The 22,523-nt window shown below is 61.2% G+C and carries 24 protein-coding genes and 1 tRNA gene; 14 read left to right on the top strand and 11 right to left on the bottom strand.

What is annotated here, in order from left to right; translation table 11 throughout:
* The first annotated feature begins 39 nt into the window (after positions 1 to 39).
* Complete coding sequence (locus ACQUSW_RS10020; protein WP_428932156.1) at positions 40 to 789, top strand: phosphoglyceromutase; 750 nt, start codon at positions 40 to 42, stop codon at positions 787 to 789.
* 112 nt (positions 790 to 901) lie between these two features.
* Here ACQUSW_RS10020 and phoU read toward each other — a convergent pair whose 3' ends face one another.
* Entirely contained in the window at positions 902 to 1,600 is a 699-nt protein-coding gene (gene phoU / locus ACQUSW_RS10015) for a phosphate signaling complex protein PhoU (protein ID WP_428932155.1), read from the bottom strand.
* Positions 1,601 to 1,759: 159 nt separating this feature from the next.
* Between phoU and ACQUSW_RS10010 the strand changes: the two genes are divergently transcribed.
* Together ACQUSW_RS10010 and ACQUSW_RS10005 are read left to right on the top strand one after the other, a co-directional pair.
* Positions 1,760 to 2,965 carry a sensor histidine kinase gene (locus tag ACQUSW_RS10010; RefSeq protein ID WP_428932154.1) on the top strand — a complete coding sequence of 402 codons (1,206 nt, stop codon included), beginning with the start codon at positions 1,760 to 1,762 and terminating at the stop codon, positions 2,963 to 2,965.
* Positions 2,962 to 3,645, top strand: a complete 684-nt coding sequence (locus ACQUSW_RS10005; protein ID WP_428932153.1) for a response regulator — start codon at positions 2,962 to 2,964, stop codon at positions 3,643 to 3,645. Before ACQUSW_RS10010 ends, ACQUSW_RS10005 begins: the two co-directional genes overlap by 4 nt.
* 90 nt (positions 3,646 to 3,735) lie before the next feature.
* Here ACQUSW_RS10005 and ACQUSW_RS10000 read toward each other — a convergent pair whose 3' ends face one another.
* Positions 3,736 to 4,290 carry a DNA modification methylase gene (locus ACQUSW_RS10000; protein ID WP_428932152.1) on the bottom strand — a complete coding sequence of 185 codons (555 nt, stop codon included), beginning with the start codon at positions 4,288 to 4,290 and terminating at the stop codon, positions 3,736 to 3,738.
* Positions 4,291 to 4,438: 148 nt separating this feature from the next.
* Here ACQUSW_RS10000 and ACQUSW_RS09995 point away from each other — a divergent pair, with 148 nt between their 5' ends.
* The 4 genes from ACQUSW_RS09995 to rlmB all read left to right on the top strand — a co-directional run bounded on the left by ACQUSW_RS09995 (position 4,439) and on the right by rlmB (position 8,679).
* On the top strand, positions 4,439 to 4,924 hold the full coding sequence (locus ACQUSW_RS09995) for a CarD family transcriptional regulator (RefSeq protein WP_428932151.1): 486 nt from the start codon (positions 4,439 to 4,441) through the stop codon (positions 4,922 to 4,924).
* A gap of 79 nt (positions 4,925 to 5,003) precedes the next feature.
* Complete coding sequence (gene ispD / locus ACQUSW_RS09990) at positions 5,004 to 6,212, top strand: 2-C-methyl-D-erythritol 4-phosphate cytidylyltransferase (protein ID WP_428932150.1); 1,209 nt, start codon at positions 5,004 to 5,006, stop codon at positions 6,210 to 6,212.
* Positions 6,213 to 6,242: 30 nt separating this feature from the next.
* Positions 6,243 to 7,664 carry a cysteine--tRNA ligase gene (gene cysS / locus ACQUSW_RS09985; RefSeq protein ID WP_428932149.1) on the top strand — a complete coding sequence of 474 codons (1,422 nt, stop codon included), beginning with the start codon at positions 6,243 to 6,245 and terminating at the stop codon, positions 7,662 to 7,664.
* Positions 7,657 to 8,679, top strand: a complete 1,023-nt coding sequence (rlmB, locus tag ACQUSW_RS09980; RefSeq protein WP_428932148.1) for a 23S rRNA (guanosine(2251)-2'-O)-methyltransferase RlmB — start codon at positions 7,657 to 7,659, stop codon at positions 8,677 to 8,679. The genes cysS and rlmB overlap by 8 nt, the downstream gene beginning before the upstream one ends.
* Here the strand turns inward: rlmB and ACQUSW_RS09975 are convergent.
* Positions 8,654 to 9,958, bottom strand: a complete 1,305-nt coding sequence (locus ACQUSW_RS09975) for a DUF4032 domain-containing protein (protein WP_428932147.1) — start codon at positions 9,956 to 9,958, stop codon at positions 8,654 to 8,656. The genes rlmB and ACQUSW_RS09975 overlap by 26 nt on opposite strands.
* A gap of 103 nt (positions 9,959 to 10,061) precedes the next feature.
* Positions 10,062 to 11,165: an ABC transporter ATP-binding protein gene (locus tag ACQUSW_RS09970; RefSeq protein WP_428932146.1), complete on the bottom strand. Its 1,104-nt coding sequence runs from the start codon at positions 11,163 to 11,165 to the stop codon at positions 10,062 to 10,064.
* A 310-nt stretch (positions 11,166 to 11,475) separates the two neighbouring features.
* Between ACQUSW_RS09970 and ACQUSW_RS09965 the strand changes: the two genes are divergently transcribed.
* Positions 11,476 to 12,459: a DsbA family protein gene (locus ACQUSW_RS09965; protein ID WP_428932145.1), complete on the top strand. Its 984-nt coding sequence runs from the start codon at positions 11,476 to 11,478 to the stop codon at positions 12,457 to 12,459.
* A gap of 47 nt (positions 12,460 to 12,506) precedes the next feature.
* Positions 12,507 to 12,582, top strand: a tRNA-Thr gene (locus tag ACQUSW_RS09960).
* Between the two features lie 182 nt (positions 12,583 to 12,764).
* Here ACQUSW_RS09960 and ACQUSW_RS09955 read toward each other — a convergent pair.
* Positions 12,765 to 13,361, bottom strand: a complete 597-nt coding sequence (locus ACQUSW_RS09955; RefSeq protein WP_428932144.1) for an SOS response-associated peptidase family protein — start codon at positions 13,359 to 13,361, stop codon at positions 12,765 to 12,767.
* A gap of 118 nt (positions 13,362 to 13,479) precedes the next feature.
* Between ACQUSW_RS09955 and ACQUSW_RS09950 the strand changes: the two genes are divergently transcribed.
* Complete coding sequence (locus ACQUSW_RS09950; protein WP_428932143.1) at positions 13,480 to 14,484, top strand: DMT family transporter; 1,005 nt, start codon at positions 13,480 to 13,482, stop codon at positions 14,482 to 14,484.
* Positions 14,485 to 14,552: 68 nt separating this feature from the next.
* Here ACQUSW_RS09950 and ACQUSW_RS09945 read toward each other — a convergent pair whose 3' ends face one another.
* Both ACQUSW_RS09945 and msrB read right to left on the bottom strand, forming a co-directional pair.
* Positions 14,553 to 15,098: a nitroreductase family protein gene (locus ACQUSW_RS09945; RefSeq protein ID WP_428932142.1), complete on the bottom strand. Its 546-nt coding sequence runs from the start codon at positions 15,096 to 15,098 to the stop codon at positions 14,553 to 14,555.
* Complete coding sequence (msrB, locus tag ACQUSW_RS09940) at positions 15,095 to 15,526, bottom strand: peptide-methionine (R)-S-oxide reductase MsrB (protein ID WP_428932141.1); 432 nt, start codon at positions 15,524 to 15,526, stop codon at positions 15,095 to 15,097. The genes ACQUSW_RS09945 and msrB overlap by 4 nt, the downstream gene beginning before the upstream one ends.
* Before the next feature lie 84 nt (positions 15,527 to 15,610).
* Between msrB and ACQUSW_RS09935 the strand changes: the two genes are divergently transcribed.
* From ACQUSW_RS09935 to groL, 3 genes are all read left to right on the top strand, one after another.
* Entirely contained in the window at positions 15,611 to 15,862 is a 252-nt protein-coding gene (locus tag ACQUSW_RS09935; protein WP_428932140.1) for a DUF3263 domain-containing protein, read from the top strand.
* A gap of 9 nt (positions 15,863 to 15,871) precedes the next feature.
* Entirely contained in the window at positions 15,872 to 16,435 is a 564-nt protein-coding gene (locus ACQUSW_RS09930) for a LytR C-terminal domain-containing protein (protein WP_428932139.1), read from the top strand.
* 99 nt (positions 16,436 to 16,534) lie between these two features.
* Complete coding sequence (gene groL, locus ACQUSW_RS09925; protein ID WP_428932138.1) at positions 16,535 to 18,151, top strand: chaperonin GroEL; 1,617 nt, start codon at positions 16,535 to 16,537, stop codon at positions 18,149 to 18,151.
* Positions 18,152 to 18,212: 61 nt separating this feature from the next.
* Here the strand turns inward: groL and ACQUSW_RS09920 are convergent, their stop codons facing one another.
* The 3 genes from ACQUSW_RS09920 to ACQUSW_RS09910 form a co-directional block, all read right to left on the bottom strand.
* Entirely contained in the window at positions 18,213 to 18,503 is a 291-nt protein-coding gene (locus ACQUSW_RS09920; protein WP_428932137.1) for a WXG100 family type VII secretion target, read from the bottom strand.
* A 100-nt stretch (positions 18,504 to 18,603) separates the two neighbouring features.
* A complete protein-coding gene (locus ACQUSW_RS09915) occupies positions 18,604 to 20,316 on the bottom strand; it encodes a sensor histidine kinase (RefSeq protein WP_428932136.1) in 1,713 nt (570 codons plus the stop codon).
* A gap of 20 nt (positions 20,317 to 20,336) precedes the next feature.
* Positions 20,337 to 21,029 (bottom strand): response regulator transcription factor, encoded by a 693-nt coding sequence (locus ACQUSW_RS09910; protein WP_428932135.1) that lies wholly within the window; start codon positions 21,027 to 21,029, stop codon positions 20,337 to 20,339.
* 131 nt (positions 21,030 to 21,160) lie between these two features.
* On the opposite strand from ACQUSW_RS09910, the gene ACQUSW_RS09905 reads away from it, so the two are divergent.
* Entirely contained in the window at positions 21,161 to 21,322 is a 162-nt protein-coding gene (locus ACQUSW_RS09905) for a hypothetical protein (protein WP_428932134.1), read from the top strand.
* Here ACQUSW_RS09905 and ACQUSW_RS09900 read toward each other — a convergent pair.
* The gene (locus ACQUSW_RS09900; RefSeq protein ID WP_428932133.1) at positions 21,319 to 22,353 is read right to left on the bottom strand and encodes an NAD(P)-dependent alcohol dehydrogenase; all 1,035 of its coding nucleotides are present in this window, start codon (positions 22,351 to 22,353) and stop codon (positions 21,319 to 21,321) included. The genes ACQUSW_RS09905 and ACQUSW_RS09900 overlap by 4 nt on opposite strands.
* Positions 22,354 to 22,523 lie beyond the last annotated feature (170 nt).

Genomic DNA, 22,523 nt, shown 5'->3' with positions numbered 1-22,523 from the left:
CGGTACGAGCACAGCCGCGCACAGCGATAGGCTGGGAGTATGTCTGCACAGCGCACTCTCATTCTGCTCCGTCACGGTCAAAGCGAGTGGAATCAACAGAATCTGTTCACCGGTTGGGTTGATGTTCGGCTCACCGAGCAGGGTAAAGAAGAAGCCCGCCGAGGCGGTGAACTTCTCGCCGAAGCAGGCCTGCTGCCCGATGTGTTGCACACGTCGCTGCTCAGCCGCGCGATCGAGACGGCCAATATTGCCCTCGACGCCGCCGACCGCTCCTGGCTACCGGTTAAGCGCAGCTGGCGGTTGAACGAGCGCCACTACGGTGCCCTGCAGGGTAAAGACAAAGCCCAGACTCTCGAAGAGTTTGGCCCCGAACAGTTTCAGCTGTGGCGCCGCTCGTTCGACGTGCCGCCGCCCCCGCTCGACGACGACAGCGAGTTCAGCCAGGTGAACGACCCGCGCTACCAGGGCATCGACGGCGAAGTGCCGCGCACCGAGTCGCTCAAGCTCGTCATCGACCGTCTGCTGCCCTACTGGAACGACGCGATCGTGCCCGACCTCGAAGCGGGCCGCACCGTGCTGGTAACAGCGCACGGTAACTCGCTGCGCGGTCTGGTCAAGCACCTCGAAGACATCAGCGACACCGATATCGCCGAGCTCAACATTCCCACCGGTATTCCGCTGGTGTACGAGCTCGACGAGAATAACCGGCCCACCGCTCCCGGCCGCTACCTCGACCCCGAGGCCGCCGCCGCAGGCGCTGCAGCAGTGGCCGCCCAGGGAAACAAGTAGTGCACGGCAACACCTAGCCGTTTGTACAGGCGTGGGGCCCGGCAACCGTTGAGTTGCTTGGGCCCCACGCCTGTCTGTGGCATCCGGAATTAATAACCCCGGATGCCGCGCACTATTCGCCGTCTTCTGTCGACTGTGCTTCGATAACGGCGTCGAGAATATCGGTGTCTGCCGCCCAGTCGCCCGTGGCGAGATACAAGACCTTTTTGGCCACCGAGACCGCGTGGTCGGCAAAGCGCTCGTGGTAACGACTGGCGAGGGTTGCGTCGACAGTGGCGGTTGCTTCTCCGCGCCAGCTGTCGCCGAGCACCTTTTCAAAAACCGATGCGTGCAGTTCGTCAACATCATCGTCAAGGTTGCGGATCGTGTCGACCAGCCGCAGGTCTTGGGTGCGCAGCAACTGGGCGAGCGTCTGCGCCATTTCGACGTCACGCTCACCCATACGGGTAAAGGTGCCCTTCAAGCCCTTGGGGATCGCGCGCTCAGGAAAACGGTAGCGCGACAGCTGAGCGATGTGCTCGGCCATGTCACCCATACGTTCGAGCGAGGCGCTCACACGCAGCGCAGAAACAACGATGCGCAAATCACGGGCTACGGGCTGCTGGCGGGCGAGGATCTCGATGGCCAGTTCATCGAGTTCAATGGCACGGTCGTCAATCAGATCGTCGTCGGCGATAACCTCTTCGGCCAGAGTGACGTCGCTCGTAGCAAAAGCCCGCGTGGCCTTATCGATGGCGACGGCGACAAGGTCGGCGATCTCGACAAGACGCGACTGCACGTCCTCGAGGGACTGGTGGAAGACTTCGCGCATGGCGATACCTCTCTCGGGGTTAACGGACGGCATAACAGCACCCAGCTTCGTTGGAGAAGGTTAACAGTTGGTGCCGTGCACGTGAATACTAGGCGGCAAAGTGGCCTCGGTGCCGCGAACGCGCGGGAAGGTGCTGCTGTTCACTCTAGGCTGGTGCCTATGAACTCGGTGCCTTTCGTGCTGCTCGCGTTAGCGCTGGGCATCGTCATTGGTGCAGGTTTGACGGTCATGATTGTGCTCGCCATGCGTGCCCGTAATCAGGTGCAAGAAAGCATTGCTGCAGAGCTACCGAAGGGCCTCGTCGCGGTACTTGACGGCATGGACGATGCCGCCTGTGCCGTCGACTCTTCGGGCCTGATTGTTGCCGTCTCGGAGCCCGCCGCGCAGTACGGCTTTACGGTCGGAAAGACGATCGAGAACACCGAGTTGCGAGATCTCGTGCGTGCCGTGCGCAGCAGTGGTCATTCGCAGTCGCTCGCGCTGCGCCTTAACCGCCCCGAGGGTGCCTCGGTGGAGTCGCGGCTTGTTTCTGCCCGTGCCAGCACGGCTGGTGCGCGCCTGCACCTGCTGATTGTTCGAGACGTCACCGAACAGGAGCGCCTCGAGCAGATGCGATACGACTTTGTTGCTAACACTAGTCACGAACTGAAGACGCCGGTGGGTGCAGTGACGCTGCTGGCCGAGGCCATTGAGTCGGCTGCGGATGACGAAGACCAGGTGCGCATTTTTGCTGGCCGGCTGCAGGCCGAAGCGACACGGCTGGCCCATGTGACCCGCCGCATTATGAGCCTTTCGCGCCTGCAGAGCGCCGATGGCGCGGCCACGCTGCAGCCCGTATCGATCGACGAGGTTATTACGGCTGCTGTGGAATCGCACCATGTGCAGGCCGATGCCGCCGGTGTCGATCTCAGCCGCGGGGGTGACCGCGGCGCTACGGTGCGCGGCGACAACCAGATTTTGACCGACGCCATCGGCAACCTCATTGCCAATGCCATCGCCTACTCGCCGCGGGGTTCGCGCGTGGGCGTGGGAGTGCGAATAGACGGCGATGCGGTAGAGATTGCTGTCACCGACCAGGGGATCGGTATCTCTGCCGAAGACAAAGAGCGGATTTTTGAGCGCTTTTACCGCGCTGATGAGGCACGTTCGCGCCGCACCGGTGGCACGGGACTGGGGCTTGCCATTGTCAAGCATGCAACGCTTCGCCATGGCGGGCAGGTGCGGGTGTGGTCGCAGCCGGGTCGTGGTTCGACTTTTACTATGCGTCTACCCCTGTGGGTGAATGAACCCGAGAAATCGAGCTCGGGTAAGAACAAAAAGAAGCGCGGCCAGGAACGCCGCAGAAAGGCGGGAGTGTCGGAATGACTCGTGTTCTGCTGGTCGAAGATGAGCCCGATCTGGCCGATCCGCTGGCCTATCTTTTGCGCCGTGAAGGCTACGAGGTAGAGATCGCCGAAGACGGCCCCACAGCACTGACCGCTTTTGAGGCGCGCGGCGCAGACGTTATTTTGCTCGACCTCATGCTGCCGGGTTTGCCCGGCACCGAGGTATGTCGACGCATTCGTGCGTCGTCGGCGGTGCCGATCATTATGGTGACGGCGAAAGACACCGAGGTCGACATTGTTGTCGGTTTAGAGTTGGGCGCCGACGACTATGTCACTAAGCCCTACTCTTCACGCGAATTGCTGGCCCGGATGCGGGCGGTCCTGCGCCGTGCTGTTGCCGAAGACGACGAACACGACGACCGTGTGCTCTCTGGCGGTCGTGTTGTTCTCGATATCGACCGGCACTCGGTGGCCGTTGACGGGCAAGAGATCAGCATCCCGCTGAAAGAGTTTGAACTGCTCGAAGTGTTGATGCGTAACGCGGGGCGCGTGCTAACCCGTGGGCAGCTGATCGACCGCGTATGGGGCAGTGATTATTTTGGTGACACCAAGACACTCGACGTGCACATTAAAAGAATTCGTTCACGCATCGAACGCGTGCCGAGCAAGCCGAGCATGCTGGTAACAGTTCGCGGGCTCGGATACCGGTTTGAGGCTTAAGACCTGATCTATCTGCGTGGCCGGTAGCGGTCAACAAAATAAGGGAGGGTTTCGTCTGTCGACGAAACCCTCCCTTACAAAAGCTGGTCTTTACGACTCGGGGTCTTCCGTTGCCTCGGGTGTGCTCGTCGGCTCGGGAGTGCTTGCTGGCTCAGCCGTTTCTTCGGGCTCGGGGGCAAGCTCGCCGGGTACGAGGTCGCTGTAGTACGGCAGTGTTCCATCAAGAACGGGAACCTGTGTGCGTACGCCCTCGGCGTCGCCCGACTGGAAGTAGACCGTAGCGTTGGCTCCTGCTGGAACAGTGAAACCTTCTACGCGCAGCGGCTCATCATTAGCGCCTAGACTGAGCGACTCACCAGCAGCAACATCGATAGTGACTTTGCCGACGCCGTCGATATCAATCGTGAGCGTCTGCTGTTCGTCGGTGGAATTGACGAGCGCACCGATGAAGTTGGCAACTGTCCCGTCGTCATTGACAACGAAGAACGCGTTGCGCACAGCGACGGGGCCGTCACCCGAGACATTGACGCCATCACCTGCTGAGTACTGCATGGTGGTGGCCTGGTTAGTGATGAACGTGCAGCCCGTGGCGCCGGTGAGCACGAGGGCGCTAAGAGCGATGGACGCGACGAGGCGCGATTTCACGGGTCCTCCTGGTGTACGGGCGTGATGATCCTTATACCAGTGTAGTGGCAACGAGAAGCGCTTATGTCCACGCGTACGGCGGTGAGTGGGAGAACTCTAGTACATAACCGCTGTGGTATCATGGAGTTTGCCGAAAGGACACGAATCTATGCTTTTTGAGGTTGGCGAAACGGTCGTCTATCCGCACCACGGAGCCGCGACGATCATTGAGGTCAAAGACCGAGTCATCAAGGGCGAGAAGAAAAAGTACCTGAAGCTTAATGTCACCCAGGGCGACCTCACCATTGAGGTTCCTGCTGAAAACGTTGACCTTGTTGGCGTTCGCGATGTGATTGGCCAAGAGGGCCTCGACCAGGTCTTCGAAGTGCTGCGTGCACCATTTACCGAAGAGCCCACCAACTGGTCGCGCCGGTACAAGGCAAACCTCGAGAAACTAGCCTCGGGCGATGTCATCAAGGTCAGCGAGGTCGTGCGCGACCTGTGGCGCCGCGATCAAGACCGCGGGCTTTCTGCAGGCGAAAAGCGCATGCTTGCCAAAGCGCGTCAGATTCTGACGTCGGAGCTTGCACTGGCCGAAAAGGTTGACGAAGAGCGAGCAGGCGAAATTCTTGACGAGGTATTGGCCTCAGCCTAAGACGACGAACTTTCATACGAGAGAAAGGGCGGATGCAGCAGCATCCGCCCTTTCTCGTTCTCAGCGGTAACGTGGGGGCGTGACTGAGAACGCTTCCCTCTCGCGAGCCATCATTATTGTTGCTGCCGGCTCTGGCACACGGCTCGGCGCCGGACAACCCAAGGCGCTCGTTCGCATCGACACCCACAGCATCGTGCAGCATGCGCTTCGCGGCGCAGTACAAGCGCGCCCCAGCCATGTCATCATCGTGGCCCCACCCGGCTACGAAGAAGCCATGCACACAGAAATCGCCGCACTCTCTGCCGGCACCGACCATCCCGTGCGCATTGTTGCGGGCGGTGACACACGACCCCGATCGGTGCAGGCCGGGCTCCACGCGCTACCTCCCGAAGTGCGCACCGTGCTCATTCACGACGCTGCCCGCGCACTGACGCCGCCCGAGCAGATTAACGCCGTTGCAGAGACCGTCGAAGCAACCAACGACGGCGTGATCCCGACCCTCCCGGTGGTCGACACACTGCAACAGATCAGCGGCGAATATGTGCGCGGACCCATCGATCGCGAAACGCTCGTAGCAGCGCAAACCCCGCAGGGGTTTCCGCGCCACCAACTAGAACGGGCCTACGCCAACGCCGCCGAGCAACAGCGCGAATACACCGACGACGCCGCCGTGTATGCGGCATCCGGAGGCACAGTGCGACACATACCCGGGAGCCCACGCGCCATGAAAATAACCACACCCGACGACCTCCACCGGGCCCGCCACCTGCTGGCATCCACCGGCGCGGCGGCCGTCATACCCCGCGTCGGCATCGGCACCGATGTGCACGCCTTCGAGCCGGGCGAGCCCAGCCCCGCCCATCCGCTGCGCTTAGCCTGCCTCGAATGGCCCGGCGAACCCGCGCTCTCGGGGCACTCCGACGGCGACGCTGTTGCCCACGCCATCGTCGACGCACTGCTGAGCGCCGCGGGCCTCGGCGACATCGGCGAACACTTTGGTACGGCGCATCCGGAATATGCCGGAGCCCACGGAGACGTGTTTCTGCAGCGCACGCATCGACTCGTCACCGAAGCAGGATTCACCATCGGCAACATCGCCGTGCAGTTTCAGAGCAACAGACCACGATTCTCGCGGCGGCGACACGAAGCAGAAGCCGCACTGTCGGCAGCGCTCGAGGGAGCCTCCGTCACCGTGAGCGCCACCACCACCGACGGACTCGGTTTCACCGGCCGTGCACAAGGCATCTCTGTCACAGCAATTGCTCTGCTGTACCGCGCCGACACGTAACACCAACCCACAGGACAGTAGGCTAAAACAGTGACACTCCGGCTCTATGACACCCGCGCGCAACAGCTGCGCGAATTCGTTCCGCTCAACCCACAGAACGTAACGATGTACGTGTGCGGCCCCACAGTACAGTCGGCGCCCCACATCGGCCACGTGCGCGCAGCACTCAGCTTTGACCTACTGCGGCGCTGGCTCGAACACCGCTACGGGCGAGTCACTTTTGTGCGCAACGTTACCGACATTGACGACAAAGTGCTCGTCAACGCCACCGAAGATGAGCCCTGGTGGGCACTGGCCTACCGCATAGAGCAAGAATTCACGCGAGCCTACGCCGCCATCGGAATCCAACAACCCACCTACGAGCCCCGCGCCACCGGCTTCATCCCGCAGATGCACGAACTCATCCGCGAACTCATCGACCGCGGACACGCCTACCCGGCCACCGACGGCACAGCAGACGTGTATTTCGATGTGCGCAGCTGGCCCGACTACGGCAGCCTCACCCACCAGCATCCGGATGCCATGGAACCAGCCGACGACGCCGACCCCCGCGGAAAACGTGACCCCCACGATTTTGCGCTGTGGAAGGGCGTAAAACCCGAAGAACCAGCCGACGCAGCATGGGACTCGCCGTGGGGGAGAGGGCGACCAGGCTGGCACATTGAATGCTCGGCAATGTCGCGCCGCTTTCTTGGCGACCGCTTTGATATTCACGGCGGCGGACTCGACCTGCGTTTTCCGCACCACGAAAATGAACTCGCCCAGTCAACCGCGGCAGGGCTCGGCTTCGCACAGTACTGGGTGCACAACGGCCTCGTTACCGCCGGTGGCCAGAAAATGTCGAAATCGCTGGGCAATTTCACGCCCGCACACGACGTGCTCGCCACCTACGATCCGATGGTCGTGCGCTACGCACTGGCTGCCGCACACTACCGATCCACCCTCGACCTCACAGAGTCGTCGTGGACAGAAGCCGCCAGCGCACTGCAGCGCATCGAAGCCTTCCGCAGCCGCTACGAGCGCCAGGGCGGCCAGCGCCATGACGCTGCGGCGAACACCGACACGGCCCCCGACGCGGCCCTGATCCCCAGCGATTTCGCAGCCGCCATGGACGATGATCTCGGAGTACCCCAGGCGCTGGCGGTACTGCACGAAACCGTTCGAACCGGTAATGCGGCGCTGGATAGCGGTGACTCAGAACAAGCTCAGAGCGCATACGCGGCTGTTCGTGCCATGACGCAGATTCTCGGAATCGACACACTGCATCGGGCCGAAACAACAGCAGCCAGCTCGGCGCTCGACACTCTGATGCGCACCATGATTGAGCAGCGCGCCCGGGCCCGAGCCGATAAAGACTGGGCCAGCGCCGACCGCATTCGCGATGCCATAGCTGCGGCAGGCATTGTGCTAGAAGACACCGCAGAAGGAACACACTGGAGTATTGATGGCTAAACTAGGCCGCCCCGGAGCCTCAGGCAAGGGCAATAAGAAAGGCCCCGCCAAGGGCACGGGCGGCCACGGCCGCCGCGCGCTCGAGGGAAAAGGCCCCACGCCCAAGGCGGAAGACCGCAGTTGGCACGTGGCGGGGAAACGTAAAGCCGCCCAGGAACGCTTTGCCGCAGCCGGGGGTAAAGGACGTCCCGGCGGAAACCGTACGCAGGGCTCCGGTGGCAAAAGGTCGTCGCAGCGCAGCTCGAATGACACCGAAACCGTCACCGGTCGCAACTCGGTGCTCGAAGCACTGCGCGCACGTATTCCTGCCTCCACCATGTATATCGCGCAGCGCGTCGAGATGGATGACCGCATAAAAGAAATGCTGGCGATCACCCGCAACCGCGAAATTCCCGTACTCGAAGTCACTCGTCAAGAACTCGACCGCATGGCCGGTTTTGATGGTGTGCACCAGGGCGTGGCGCTGAAAGTTCCGCCCTATGAGTACGCTCATCCGCACGACCTGCTCGAACAGGTCATTGACCGCGGCCAGACACCGCTCTTCGTGGCTCTCGACGGTGTGACTGACCCCCGTAACCTGGGCGCCATCATTCGTTCGACCGCAGCGTTTGGCGGGCACGGAGTTATTGTGCCGCAGCGCCGCTCGGCCAGTGTCAACTCAGCAGCATGGAAGACCAGCGCCGGGGCGGCAGCCCGCATCCCGGTCGCCGTGGCGTCGAACCTCACCGCACAGTTGAAAGACTTCAAAAAGCAGGGGGTCTTTGTTCTCGGCCTTGACGGGAACGGAGACGTTTCGCTGCCCGCGCTGGAACTTGCCGACAGGCCCGTCGTGATCGTCATCGGCTCCGAGGGGAAGGGCCTCTCGCGCCTGGTCGCCGAGAACTGCGATCAGATCGTGTCTATCCCGATCTCGGCCGCAACAGAGTCACTCAACGCCGGAATCGCGGCATCCGTAGCGCTCTACCAAATCTCAACCCTGCGCGCGCAAGCTACACCAGGTCACGCCAGTCAATAGCACCCGAGTCGTCGGAGACCGCTACCGCTCCCGTCACCACCGGCAGCGATAGCGTCTCTGTCGGCGGACCCATAATGGTGGCCTCGTCGCGGCGGTGACGCAACACATCGTTGATGTAACTGGAGAGCACTTCAGCGAGGGGAATATCGCGTTCCTGCGCCTGCGAAAGATACCAGCGGTGTTCGAGCACCTGGTGAAACACTTCGGCCGGCTCCAGTTTTGCTCGCAAATCGTACGGAATCGCGCGCACAACCGGTTCGAATACGCGCGTCAACCACTCGTGGGCATACATTTCTTCATCGACCCACTTTTTGGTGGAGCGAGCACGAAACTCATCCAGGTCATTAAGCAGACGACGAGCCTGATTCTCTTCGACATCGAGGCCGGTAAGACGAATGAGTCGGCGCTGATGATGCCCGGCATCCACCACCTTCGGCTGAATACGCAGCTGCGTGCCATCTGTCGTTGTGCTCATCGACATCTCGCCAATGTCAAAACCCAGAGCATTGAGTTTGTCGACGCGTTCGGTGATTCGCCAGTTTTCGCCGGCCGGGAATGTTTCATCCTCCGTTAGTGCCGCCCACAGCGAATGATACGACGACACAATTCCATCGGCGATCGCCACCGCATCAACACCCCGCTCCAGGCGGCCTCCAGCCGCAAGATCCAGAATCTCACCGGCCACATTCGTGCGGGCAAGATCAAGGTCGTACAGACGCTGACCATCGGTCAAGCCCTCTTCGTGCAACTCTCCTGTTTCGGCATCAACCAGGTAGGCCGCAAACGACCCCGCATCGCGACGAAAGAGTGTGTTCGACAGCGACACGTCACCCCAGTAGAAACCCACATTGTGTAGGCGTACGAGCAGCACCGCGAGCGCGTCAACGAGGCGCGTTGCCGTATCGGGACGCAGAATTCGGGTAAACAGAGCGCGGTAGGGCATAGAAAAGCGCAGGTGTGACGTGACCAGCGCAGCGGGGAGTGGTTCGCCGGATGCATCTTTACGGCCACCGATGACGGCTGCGCGACTCACGCACGGCACATCGAGCCGAGCCAAACTGCCGAGCATCTCGTATTCGCGCGCCGCCATCTCTTCGGTTGTTTCTTTCACGGCCACAACCTTGCCCGATAAATCAGCAAAGCGTACGAGGTGGCGCGACAGGCCCTTAGGGAGAGAAACGATGTGGCGCGATGGCCACTGTGCAAGCGGTGTTGACCAGGGAAGATCGAGAAGCCCCGGGTCGATTTCGCTGGCGGTAATGGTGAGAGACTCGCTCATGATGCTCCTTACCTGAAGGCTACTGCACCGAAGATAGGAGGAATATAAAAAGTCTGGCGCGGGAAGCCCCGGAGGGCCCCCGCGCCAGACGGATAATCGTGAGTTATGCCGAAGCGATAGCCTGCTCGTTCAAACGGTCGCCCGTCTCGAGGTCGAACAGGTGAAGGTGGCCAACAACCGGTGCCATCGTGATGGTCTCGCCCGCATTCGGGTGGTTACGGCCATCAACACGCGCAACGATCTCGGTACGCTTGCCGTTGATGTCGGTGTGGCCGTACAGGTAGCCGTCGGCACCCAGCTCTTCAACAAGATCGACAACCACCGAGAGGCCCTGGCCATCTTCGGGGTTCACAATGATGTCTTCGGGGCGAATACCGACCGTGACCTCGTTGCCGTGTGCCTTGTTCAGGGCAGCCCTTTCGGTTGCAACAGCCTTGGTGCCGAACTGTACGCCACCCTCAGTCAGCGACACGGGGAACAGGTTCATCGCAGGCGAACCGATAAAGCCTGCCACGAATACGTTGCTGGGCTCTTCGTACAGGTCGCGCGGCGTGCCCACCTGCTGCAGAATGCCGTCTTTCAGAACAGCAATCCGGTCGCCCATGGTCAACGCTTCTGTCTGGTCGTGCGTCACATAAACGGTCGTGACACCCAGGCGGCGCTGCAGCGAAGCGATCTGCGTACGCGTCTGCACACGCAGCTTCGCGTCAAGGTTCGACAGCGGCTCGTCCATGAGGAACACCTGCGGCTGGCGAACAATAGCGCGGCCCATGGCGACACGCTGACGCTGACCACCCGAAAGAGCCTTCGGCTTACGGCTCAGGTACTCCTCAAGGTCAAGAAGCTTCGCGGCCTCAAGAACACGGGCAGCACGCTCTTCCTTGCCAACACCGGCAATCTTCAGAGCAAAACCCATGTTCTCGGCAACCGTCATGTGCGGGTACAGAGCATAGTTCTGAAAAACCATTGCGATGTCGCGGTCTTTCGGAGGAATGTCGGTCACATCGCGGTCGCCAATAAGAATGCGACCAGAGTTGACCTCTTCCAGACCGGCAAGCATACGAAGCGACGTCGACTTACCACAGCCCGAAGGGCCAACCAGAACCAGAAACTCGCCGTCAGCGATGTCCAAGCTCAGCTTGTCGACAGCGGGGCGCGTACCCCCGGGGTAAAGACGCGTTGCGTCTTCAAAAGTGACAGTAGCCATCTACTCTTCTCCTTCACCGGCAGGTACGTGCCGGACGATCCGTTGTGAGGAAACGGCGGGGGAACCGCCGCGGCCCACCACTGGGCCGTGATCAGTATGACACGGGCGGCGCCGCAGCGCCACGTTCTTGTAGCGCCGCAGCATCCGGAAGCTGGTGTGGCATGCGGCATCCGCACACCGCACGTCTGGGTTTCTCTCAGCCTGTCTGATTACCATCGACAGCGGTACCAGATCACGATCTGCATGGAGCGGAACCCTGGAACCCACCCGTGACGGGGCCCCCGAACCCCACCGAGCTTCAAGAGGAACGATGTCGCACGACACAACGCCGAACAGTCCGGCCCCACGCATGAGCCGTGAGGCCGTGCGCGCCAAAGCACAGCAGGTGAGTGCGCAGCAAAAACGAGCGCGACTCATGCGGCGCATGCTGATTGGTGCGGTCGTGCTGCTGGTTGTTGCCGGGGCCGGTACCGCCGTGGCCATGACAGTGACCTCTTCTGTCACCAAACCGACGCTGAGTCCGTCGAATATGGACGGCGACGGTGTAGCGGTTCGTGAAGCCGTTACGCTGTCGAGCTCGTCGGCTGATCTTCCGGATGCTGCAGAAGCAGACGCCGAGGGTGAGCCCGAAGCCGCCGCAGAAGCCACCGACGACGAAGATGCAGAAGCAGAAGTCGAGCAGGCGGCTGGTGTTGTCGACATTCACATTTACGTCGACTACCTCTCGCCCGGCGCAGGAGAATTTGAACGCGCCAACGCCCGCCAACTGGGCAGCTGGATCGAACAGGGCGCTGCAAACGTTGTTTACCACCCCGTTGCCCTCTTGACAGCAAGCTCGAACGGCACAAAATACTCTGCCCGCGCAGCCGGTGCCGCAGCATGCGTAGCCACATACTCACCCGACCAGTTCTATGTGTACAACCATGAACTGCTCGTGAAACAACCCGACATTGATAGCGACGGTAAAACCGACCAAGACCTGGCCGACCTGGCCGTTGCCGTCGGTATTGACGACGTCAAAAAAGTGCGCACCTGCATTCAAGAACGCGACTACACCTCGTGGGCAAAAGACGCCACAGCACGCGCTCTCGAAGGGCCACTGCCCGGCTCCGAAGAGTTGACACTCAACGGTGCCCCCATGATCGTTATCAACGGGCAGGCGTACGTCGGTTCGCTCAGCGACCCCACCGAATTCGCCCAGTTCGTCATGTCGGTTGCCAGCGACGCTTACTATTCCACTCCGGATGCCACAGCCACACCCACTCCTGAGGCCACCACAACCCCCGCCTCATAACCCGGCGGTCAAATGAACCCCGAAAGGCCGCTAAGCTAGACGGGTATGCCGACTTGGCGCAATTGGTAGCGCACCGTACTTGTAATACGGGGGTTACGGGTTCGAGTCCCGTAGTCGGCTCCATAAAGTAAGGCCCGCGTTTCCTTGTTTTCTAGGGAACGCGGGCCTTTTTGGTTGATGTTGTCGCCGTGCCTCGCGCTCGCGACCGGTCACGACATGCCGTTGAGGGTGACGGTGGCGCGGCGTGTTGTGCCCGGTGGCGGAAGAAAAATGGGGTGCGCGGGAGGCGCGGGTCCAGGACGGGGTCAAAAAAGGGTGGGGGCGGCGTCGATCCTCGAGCTCCCGGGCCCAGGGCGGTCGGGCCGTGCTGCTACGTCTGCGGCAGCGGTGAGTGAAGCGTCGCGGGCCGCGCCAATCAGTTCGGCGGCGGGGGCTGTGCTGAGGAGCCACTCGTCGATGAAATGTGGGGGAACGAGCAGCGGCATCCGGTGGTGGATATTTTGCAGATGTTCGGGGGCGTCGTGCATGACGATGCTGTAGCAGGTGACCGGATGCCCCTCGGGGGTGGTTCCTGTGCGGACCACGGCGGCGAGGGTGAAAAGTTCTGCATCGGCGAAACCGAAGTTGTGCCAAATCCTCGCGGGTTTTTGCATCTCTCGCCAGAATGTGGCGGGCACGAGAGCGCGCTGCGGCAGGGCCGATCGCGCCGTTTCGAGGCGTTCTGACCGCGTGTTGATAGAAGCGAACGGCGCGGGTGCACCGTTGACGAGGTAGCCCCACCATGCTTCTTCTAGAGCTGACGTGCTGGGGATCAGCGGATTGAGGTTACGGCGGTGGCGGCCCGTAGGCTTGAGTACCTCGTTGTTATTGTTGGTGGCCCAGTGGTGCAGGCCAGCGAGCACAGTTTTATCGATGACTGACCGGTAGGCGGCGTCATCGAAACGAGCATCTAACCCATAACTTGCGCAGATAACGCCATGCTAACCCGAGAATGAGGGGTGGTCGGGTACGCTTCCTCGAATGAGCCGCGACCGCCCCGCTATTCCCGCTGCTATCGCGGTTGCCGCTGCCGTGTCGATTGGTGTTATGACGGCTATCCAGGCGCGCATCAATGGTTTGCTCGGCGCGCGATTGGATGACGGTATTCTTGCCGGGTTCATCTCGTTTTTTGTCGGACTTGTGATCATTCTGGTGGTGCTGCCTTTTCTGCCGAAACCTCGGGCGGGAGTGAGCCGGTTGTGGCAGGGTTTGCCGTGGCGGACACGAGCGAATCGGCACCGGGCGAGCGACAGCAAAACTAGTCGTATTCCTTTCTGGATGCTGCTGGGCGGCACCTGCGGGGCGCTCACGGTAACAACGCAGGGTCTTGTTGCCGGTGTCGTGGGTGTGGCGCTGTTTACCGTCGGTGTTGTGGCCGGGCAGACGCTACACAGTCTGCTGCTTGACCGCATGGGGTTTGGACCGGCAGGGGTGGTGCCGGTTACCGTGGGTCGAGTAGTAGGTGGTGCGCTTGCTTTAGCGGCTGTGGTGATCTCGTTGAGCGGTGATGTGTTTGCGTCATCGCCGCTGTGGATGCTGTTGCTTCCTTTTGCTGCCGGTGTTGGCATCGCCTGGCAGGCGGGCGCTAATGGCCGGTTGGCGCAGCGCGTGCGCTCGCCGATGGCGGCAACGCTGGTGAGCTTTATTGCCGGTACCACGGTGCTCGCTATTGCTGCGGTGATCAGTGTGGCCGTTGCAGGAATGCCGCGTGCCCTGCCTACGGAACCGTGGCTGTACCTGGGCGGGCTTCTCGGTTTTATTTATATTCTGCTGGGAGCATTCATCGTGGCGCACACGGGCGTGCTCGTTTTGAGCTTGGGGTCTGTGCTGGGGCAGTTGGTGACCTCTGTCGTCATCGACCTCGTGTGGCGTCCTGCGGCCGGGCCATCGGTCACCCAGATGGTGATCATGGTGGCTTTCGCGATTGCTTCGGTGCTCGCGGCGGTTCCGTGGCGTCGCAGACGCGCCCGCCCTGAGGGTGACTGAGCAGCAGCGAGGCTGACTGAGCAGTGGTGGTGACTGAGCAGTCGGGCGCTGAGTGAACGGTCGGGTGTTTAGTGTCCGCCGGGCACCGGCATCCGGCTGATCATCTGCTCGGCATCGATCTTTTTACGATGCCCCGGCGATTTGTCGGGCTTTCCGCCCACATACAGCCATCCGAGCAGTTCTTCATTGTCGGCCAGCCCGTGAGCGTGAGCAACCGCGCGTGTGCGGGTGAGTTTGCCGGTGCGCCAGATGACTCCCCAACCGGCTTCGTCGAGCAGCAGACTCATCATGTGGGCGACCCCGGCAGCAACAGCCTCCTGCTCCCAGTGGGGAACCTTGGGGCTGTCGTGATAGGTGACAACAACGGCAATAAGTAGCGGTGCACGCAGTGGTTTCGTTGAGGGGTCGGTGTCACCGGATGCTTCTGCCAGAGCCTGCCCTAGTGTGATGCGATCGTTGTCGCGCAGTTCGATCAGTCGCCACGGGCGCAACGATGAGTGATCGGCCACTCGGCCAGCGGCCTCAATGAGCGGCAGGAGTTGTTCGCGGGTGGGAGCGGCGTCGGTGACCTTTGACCAGGAGCGTCGCGCGCGTAGCGCCTCGTGTGCGGTCACGCCGAGTCTGCGTTCGTCGGGGTATCTGCGGCATCCGGGTGAAAATTCAACGCTACCGAGTTCATGCAGTAGCGGTCGCCCGTGGGCGTGCCGAACCCGTCGGGAAAAACATGCCCGAGATGCGAACCGCACGAGGCGCATAGCACCTCGGTGCGCACCATACCGGCCGAGCGGTCTTCAACAAGTTTGACTGCTTCGGGGCGCACCGATTCGTAGAAGCTGGGCCAGCCGCATCCGGCATCAAACTTGGTGCCGCTCTGAAACAGCTCGGCCCCGCATGCACCGCACGTGTACAGCCCTGCCCGGTTTTCGTCGAGTAGCTCACCTGTCCATGCCCGTTCGGTTGCAGCCTGTCGCAGCACGGCGTACGCCTGGGGCGAGAGTTGTTCTTGCCACTCGTGTTCGGACTTTGTGATGGGGTAAGACATGGTTCCTCCTCGAGGTCTGCTTCTATTCTCGCTCGTGCAGCGAGCGAAGGCACGTTCTGGGCGAGAACACGAAACAATAGGGGTATGGTCGAGCAACTGAGCGCACAAGAGCAGCAAATTTTAGAGTTCGAGGCTCGTTGGCTGCGGCACAGTGGCGCAAAAGAAGAGGCGATTCGTGCTCAGTTGCAGTTGACGCCGTCCCGCTACTATCAGCTACTTGATCGTTTGATAGATACGCAAGCTGCACTGGCCTATGACCCTCTACTGGTGCGTCGACTGGTGCGGCTGCGTGAGCGTGGCGCGCGCCATCGGGGAGCACGCAGGCGCGACAGCTAACATCAAGGAGTGCCTGCTGTGCAACAAGACCAGTTCGATACCGTTCCGCGTGATCCGGGGCGGCGCGGAGCGCACCGTGCCGAGAACCCTGGTCCCCGCTGGCTGTCGGTTTTACTGTGGGCAATTTTCGGGTTTTTGCTGCTGACAACGATCGGCATTCTTGCGGCGATGGTTGCAATGGGACGCATTGCGTGGGGGCCGACAGAGGCAGACCCGGTGCCGGCGCCCGATGAATCGAGTGTCGTCGACACCTCGTATTCTGTGCTGGTTCTCAATGCGACCGAGTCGGATGGCCTGGCTGGGGCTGTGCGCGACACAATTTTGTCTGCCGGGTGGCAACCGGATGCCGTGACTGCTGGTTCTGTCGATGACAAAGGGTTCGCTGACACGACGGTGTATTACGCGATGGAGTCTGACCGTGAGGCCGCGGTGGGCCTGGCTGAGCTCATTGGTGGAGCCCAGGTTGAGCAGAGCTCGTTCTATGCGGACGAAGCAGGCGGAGACGGTTTGTTGCTGACGGTTGTGCTGGGAGCAGACCGCACGCCGGGTCAGAGCGGCACGGGCACGGAGTGACTTGCACTCGCGGGGTGCGAGTGCCAGAATGCTATTAGCACTCGCATCGTGTGAGTGCTAAAAAATTCCAAGCCTACGTCCGGGAGGGACGACAAACTCATGGCAAAGATCATCGCTTTCGATGAGGAGGCCCGTCGCGGCCTCGAGCGCGGCCTGAACACCCTGGCCGACGCCGTCAAGGTGACCCTCGGCCCGCGCGGTCGCAACGTTGTGCTCGAAAAGAAGTGGGGCGCCCCCACCATCACGAACGACGGTGTGTCGATCGCGAAGGAAATCGAGCTCGACGACCCGTACGAGAAGATCGGCGCCGAGCTGGTCAAAGAAGTAGCTAAGAAGACCGACGATGTTGCCGGTGACGGCACCACCACGGCAACCGTGCTGGCACAGGCGCTGGTCCGTGAGGGCCTGCGCAACGTTGCCGCCGGTGCTGACCCCATCGCGATCAAGCGTGGCATTGAGAAGGCTGTCGAGGCCATCACTGCCGACCTGCTGGGTAGCGCGAAAGAGGTGGAGTCGAAGGAGCAGATTGCTGCTACCGCTTCGATCTCGGCCGCTGACGAGACCATCGGTGAACTGATCGCCGAGGCTATCGACAAGGTCGGTAAAGAGGGCGTCGTCACGGTTGAAGAGTCGCAGACGTTCGGTACCGAGCTGGAGCTCACCGAGGGTATGCGTTTCGACAAGGGTTTCATCAACCCTTACTTCGTGACCGATCCTGACCGCCAGGAAGCTGTTTTCGAAGAGCCTTACATCCTGATTGCTAACCAGAAGATCTCGAACATCAAGGATCTCCTTCCTGTTGTCGACAAGGTCATTCAGGACGGCAAGGAACTCGTCATCATCGCTGAAGACGTCGAGGGTGAGGCACTGGCTACGCTCGTGCTCAACAAGATCCGCGGCATCTTCAAGTCGGCTGCTGTCAAGGCTCCCGGTTTTGGTGACCGCCGCAAGGCTCAGCTGCAAGACATTGCGATCCTCACGGGTGGCCAGGTCATCACTGAAGAGGTGGGCCTTAAGCTCGAGAACACCACGCTCGACCTGCTCGGACGTGCTCGCAAGGTCATCATCACGAAGGATGAAACGACCATCGTTGAGGGTGCTGGCGACGCAGAGCAGATCGCTGGTCGCGTGACCCAGATTCGTCGCGAGATCGAGAACACCGACAGCGACTACGACCGCGAGAAGCTGCAGGAGCGCCTGGCGAAGCTTGCCGGTGGCGTTGCTGTCATCAAGGCTGGCGCTGCAACCGAGGTCGAGCTGAAGGAGCGCAAGCACCGCATCGAAGACGCCGTGCGTAACGCTAAGGCTGCTGTTGAAGAGGGCATCGTGCCCGGTGGTGGTGTTGCACTCATCCAGGCTGCTAAGGCGCTGGAGGGCCTCGAGCTCGACGGTGATGAGGCAACCGGTGCGAACATCGTCAAGGTCGCTATCGGTGCTCCGCTGAAGCAGATCGCACTGAACGCTGGCCTTGAGCCCGGTGTTGTGTCGAACAAGGTAGAAGAGCTGCCTGCAGGCCACGGCCTGAACGCAGCCACCGGTGAGTATGGTGACCTGTTTGCACAGGGCATCATCGACCCGGCCAAGGTTACCCGTTCGGCTCTGCAGAACGCTGCATCGATCGCAAGCCTGTTCTTGACGACCGAGGCTGTTGTTGCAGACAAGCCTGAGAAGACCCCTGCCGCTCCGGCCGACCCGACCGGTGGTATGGACTTCTAATTAGGTTCTTACCCAAAAGCCCCCGGCATTCGTGCCGGGGGCTTTTGCTATTGCCTGCGGGTTACTGGCGGAACAGGTTTGCCGAGAATGTTTCGGCTTCGCTGTACTGAGTGGCAGCGTTACCGAGTGCCAAGCTGATCGAGCCCAGCGCCTGCTCAACGTGAGCCTGGGCACCGCGCCACTGTTCTGTGCAGGTTTGGAATGCGGTGGCTGCCGAACCTGTCCAGGAGCCCTGCAACTGTGACAGCTGCGCCATCATAGCGGCGGCTTCTGCCTGGAGTCGGTCAGCGGTTGCGCGCACCGATGCGGTCGTGGTCAGTACGGCTTCGGTATCAACAGTAAAAACGGCCATCGTGGTTCCTTTTCTGTGAACGGGTGATGGTTGTCACTGTAGAAAGCCGGATGCCGCACGCGAGGCGGTTTCTCGCGTGTGGGTATGGTCTGCAGAAACTTTAGGGTTGGGGAGGAACCGGCGCGAGCGGGAATGACACGGTGAACGTGGCACCGCCACCTTCTGTTTCTGTGACTTCGACCGAGCCGCTGAGCGCTTTCACAATCGAAGCGACGATCGCAAGACCCAAACCCGAGCCGCCCGTTTCTCGCGCCCTCGAAGTGTCAGCGCGCCAAAAACGCTGGAAGATTTGTTCGCGAATCTGCTCGGGGATACCTTCACCGTGGTCGACGATCGAGATCCACCCGCGTCGCTGGGCACGATCCGAGCCCACCACAATCTCGATGGGTGAGTCTTCTGCCGAGAACCGACGGGCGTTTCCGAGCAGATTGGTGAGCAGTTGGCGCACCTTGTTCTCTTCGCCAAGAACAATGGGTGGGGTTCGTACCGTCTGCACTTCGGGGGCCGAAAAGTCGATCTCTGAGGCAGAGATGTCGATCTTCGGCACGGGTGCTGTGTCGTGGCGTCCGCGGCGGCGCAAAATGTTGCGCGCACGGGCCCCGAGCACGCGGTGGGCAGCGGTCGTGGTAGCGGGCGAGGGCTGCTGCGAATCGGCTGGCTCAGAGGCATCCGGATGCCGCGGCGCAGCCTTTGTTGTGTCTGTCAGCGTGGTGTCAATAACAGTGACGGTGCGCTGGGGTGCTGCCGCCCGCACATCAAGGGCCGCGTCGTGAGCGAGGGGACGCAGGTCGAGCGGCACGATTTCGAGCTCGCGGGCTTCGTCGAGCCGGGCAAGATTGAGGAGGTCTTCGACGAGCACGCCCATGCGCAGGGCTTCTTTTTCGATACGTTCCATGGCCCGCGCGGTATCTTCTTCGCCGCGAATGGCGCCCATGCGGTAGAGCTCGGCGTAGCCGCGGACGCTCACGAGGGGCGTGCGCAGTTCGTGGCTGGCGTCGCCGATGAAGCGGCGCATCTGCTGTACGGCGTGGTCACGCTGCGCGATCGAGGCGTCAACGCGGTCAAGCATCGTGTTGATGGCTGAGTTGAGTCGCCCCACCTCGGTGGTGGGTTCGAGATCGGTGAGGCGCTGCCGATAGTCGCCCCCGGCAATTGCCATGGCGGTGGACTCGACGTGACCGAGCCTGCGGAACGTGAGAGTAACGAGCACACGGGTGAGGAGCGCTGCGACGATCACGGTGATGAGAGCGACCGTGACATAAACGCCGAAGTAGGTGGCGATGATGCGGTCGGTTTCGTCGAGCGGAAGGGCGACGATTTGAACATAGAACGCGTAACTGCTGGTCGACTGGTGGACGGCCGCGGTTGCGCGGAACTCTTCTCCGCTGGGGCTAAAGAGTGAGAAGACAGCGCCGCTTTCGGTCGTGACAATGGCGCGGTCGATGGTGAATCGTTCCGGAAAAACCGGGCGTTCTTCGGGTGCTCTCCGCCCGGCAATGGCCTGCAGGGTGCCATCGGTCTCGTAGATCGCAATGATGTAGTCGGCAAAGCGAGGCGATGTTTCTACAGGCTTAACGACGATCCCGCCGTCGGGTGCCGGCAGAATGTCGAAGAAACGCTCAGCCGTGGCGCTCGAAGCCAGCGCCGGAAGCTGCGCGTCGACGTTGGCCACCAGCGACGACCGCAGAATGGGTGCCGTGGCAACACCGGTGGCGATGAGTCCGAGTGCGAGCACCGCAACAGTAACACCGGTGACTTTTGCCCGAAGGCTGATGCGCCGCCACCACCGCGTTACTGCATCTGATGTGCTCAATCGTGCTCCTGCCGCAGGCTTTACGCGCCTCGACCCACCTTGAGCATGTAGCCGAAGCCGCGTTTGGTCTGGATGAGCGACTCTTCGGTGTGCGGGTCAATCTTGCGACGCAGATACGAGATATAGCTCTCGACGATGCCGGCGTCGCCGTTGAAGTCGTATTCCCACACGTGGTCGAGAATCTGCGCTTTCGACAGTACACGGTTGGGATTGAGCATGAGATAGCGCAACAGTTTGAACTCGGTGGGGCTCAGCTCGATCGGTGTAGAACCAATGAAAACATCGTGCGTGTCTTGATCCATGGAAAGATCACCGGCACGAATAATCGACTCTTCGTCGGCCTGCATGGTGCGGCGCAGAATAGCTTGCGCGCGAGCCACAATCTCATCGAGGCTAAACGGCTTGGTGACATAGTCGTCACCGCCCGCATTCAGACCCTCAATCTTGTCTTCCGTTTCGTCTTTAGCGGTGAGGAACAGAATCGGCGCAGTGAAACCCGCACCCCGCAGACGCTTCGTCACACTGAAGCCGTTCATATCGGGCAGCATGACATCGAGGATGATGAGGTCGGGTTCTTCTTCGAGAACAGCCGAAATCGTGGCAGCACCGTTGGCGACGGTCTTGACCTGGTAACCGGCAAAACTCAGGCCGGTCGACAGCAGGTCGCGGATGTTCGGCTCGTCGTCGACGACCAGGATGCGCGCTTCAGTCATGTGCCCATTATGGTGAACGTTTCGTTGTCTGTGCAGAGGATCGCGCACTTTTGGCGTGTTCGGGGCTGTATTTACATGATTTTCACGGTTTAGGCTGCTGGAGGAAGTGAATTTTTCATGGGAGCCCGGTGATGGAATCTTCGAGCAATAGCGATCAGGCCAGCGATATTGGTGGCGATTCGGCGTGCTGGTTGTCGCAACTGTGCCCGCACTGTGGCGCGATGATCGAAGACGCCGACGGCCAGTGCTGGCGCTGTGGTGCGCGACCGGGTGATGAGGCCCCTGCCGACTAGCGCTGTGGTTCGACGATCGACTTGATGGTGTTTTCGTCGGCCGTTGATTCCAATGCCTGTTGCGCCTGGTCGAGCGCAAACGTGCCGGTGACCATGCTGTCGAGATCAACGCGGCCTGTTGCTGCGAGGGCGATCGCGGCAGGCCACGTGTTGGCGTAGCGAAAGACTCCGGTAACGACCAGTTCGTTGTTTTGAATGGTCGTGATGGGTAGCGAAAGTTCGGGCAGTCCCATACCGACAAGAATGGCGCGCCCTCCGGGTCGTAGCGCTTCCAGGCCACTGCGTACCGCGGCACCGGCTCCGGATGCATCGATAAACGCGTCTGCTCGCAGCCCGGCGATGTGCTCAGCGTCGCTCACCGGGTCAAGCGCCGCTGTCGCGCCGAAGCGCAGCGCATTGTTGCGTCGTACTTCGCTGATGTCGGTCATGACGATTTCTGTGGCACCGGCTGCGCGGGCGACCTGGGCGGAGGCGAGACCGATGGGGCCAGAACCGGTGATAAGTACGCGGTCGCCAACGCCAATGTGTGCTTTGCGGGCAGTGGCGATGGCGACGGAGAGGGGTTCGAGTAGGCCGGCACCCCAGTCGCTGACGTTGTCGGGAATGCTGTGGGCGAAGTGGCTCTGAATAGTGACGTATTCCTGGAAGGCTCCGTCGGTGCCGGGTACGGCATAGAACTGCATGTCGGGGTCGAGGTGGTAGTCGCCGCGCAGGGTTTCGCGTGATGTGGTCGAGGGGTGTTGCGGTTCGATCGATACGCGCTCACCAATCCGGCTTTCCGGCACCTGGCTGCCGACGGCCACGATGGTTCCACCCGATTCGTGGCCGAGCACGAGGGGTTCGTTGACGACCCAGTCGCCGAGCTTTCCTTCGTGAAAAAAGTGCACGTCAGAGCCACAAACGCCGACGGCAGTGACTTTCACGAGCACCTCGTCGGGGGCAGGGGTAGGAACCGGATGCTGCACCATTTCTAGTTGCCCTGCGCGTACGAGCGTGTTGGCGCGCATGGTGGTGGGAATTGCGTGTGCCATGGTTCCTCCTCGGATACTGCTGAAAACCCAGTATTGACATCTATATGTGATGTTCTTATGGTGTCTTTCACGTAGAAACGTGAGAAGATTACGGGAAATATAACATGACTCTCCGAGTTGGAGAGCGATCGAGAGCCAACGACGGCACATCGTGCGTCGGCGGCAATCAT

It is taken from the genome of Microbacterium luticellae, from assembly GCF_050408645.1.
Lineage (GTDB): Bacteria > Actinomycetota > Actinomycetes > Actinomycetales > Microbacteriaceae > Microbacterium.
Note: the sequence above shows the minus strand (reverse complement) of the source record. Positions and strands in the feature narration are given on the sequence as shown.

What these genes read in the sequence shown, in the direction of transcription:
- phoU (WP_428932155.1), bottom strand. Translation starts at nt 1,600, where the DNA reads ATGCGCGAAGTCTTCCACCAGTCCCTCGAGGACGTGCAGTCGCGTCTT.
- ACQUSW_RS09910 (WP_428932135.1), bottom strand. Translation starts at nt 21,029, where the DNA reads ATGACTGAAGCGCGCATCCTGGTCGTCGACGACGAGCCGAACATCCGC.
- ACQUSW_RS09900 (WP_428932133.1), bottom strand. Translation starts at nt 22,353, where the DNA reads ATGGCACACGCAATTCCCACCACCATGCGCGCCAACACGCTCGTACGC.
- ACQUSW_RS09975 (WP_428932147.1), bottom strand. Translation starts at nt 9,958, where the DNA reads ATGAGCGAGTCTCTCACCATTACCGCCAGCGAAATCGACCCGGGGCTT.
- ACQUSW_RS09950 (WP_428932143.1), top strand. Translation starts at nt 13,480, where the DNA reads ATGAGCCGCGACCGCCCCGCTATTCCCGCTGCTATCGCGGTTGCCGCT.
- ACQUSW_RS09970 (WP_428932146.1), bottom strand. Translation starts at nt 11,165, where the DNA reads ATGGCTACTGTCACTTTTGAAGACGCAACGCGTCTTTACCCCGGGGGT.
- ACQUSW_RS09965 (WP_428932145.1), top strand. Translation starts at nt 11,476, where the DNA reads ATGTCGCACGACACAACGCCGAACAGTCCGGCCCCACGCATGAGCCGT.
- rlmB (WP_428932148.1), top strand. Translation starts at nt 7,657, where the DNA reads ATGGCTAAACTAGGCCGCCCCGGAGCCTCAGGCAAGGGCAATAAGAAA.
- ACQUSW_RS09995 (WP_428932151.1), top strand. Translation starts at nt 4,439, where the DNA reads ATGCTTTTTGAGGTTGGCGAAACGGTCGTCTATCCGCACCACGGAGCC.
- groL (WP_428932138.1), top strand. Translation starts at nt 16,535, where the DNA reads ATGGCAAAGATCATCGCTTTCGATGAGGAGGCCCGTCGCGGCCTCGAG.
- ACQUSW_RS09920 (WP_428932137.1), bottom strand. Translation starts at nt 18,503, where the DNA reads ATGGCCGTTTTTACTGTTGATACCGAAGCCGTACTGACCACGACCGCA.
- ACQUSW_RS10020 (WP_428932156.1), top strand. Translation starts at nt 40, where the DNA reads ATGTCTGCACAGCGCACTCTCATTCTGCTCCGTCACGGTCAAAGCGAG.
- ACQUSW_RS10005 (WP_428932153.1), top strand. Translation starts at nt 2,962, where the DNA reads ATGACTCGTGTTCTGCTGGTCGAAGATGAGCCCGATCTGGCCGATCCG.
- msrB (WP_428932141.1), bottom strand. Translation starts at nt 15,526, where the DNA reads ATGTCTTACCCCATCACAAAGTCCGAACACGAGTGGCAAGAACAACTC.
- ACQUSW_RS10010 (WP_428932154.1), top strand. Translation starts at nt 1,760, where the DNA reads ATGAACTCGGTGCCTTTCGTGCTGCTCGCGTTAGCGCTGGGCATCGTC.
- ACQUSW_RS09905 (WP_428932134.1), top strand. Translation starts at nt 21,161, where the DNA reads ATGGAATCTTCGAGCAATAGCGATCAGGCCAGCGATATTGGTGGCGAT.
- ACQUSW_RS09935 (WP_428932140.1), top strand. Translation starts at nt 15,611, where the DNA reads ATGGTCGAGCAACTGAGCGCACAAGAGCAGCAAATTTTAGAGTTCGAG.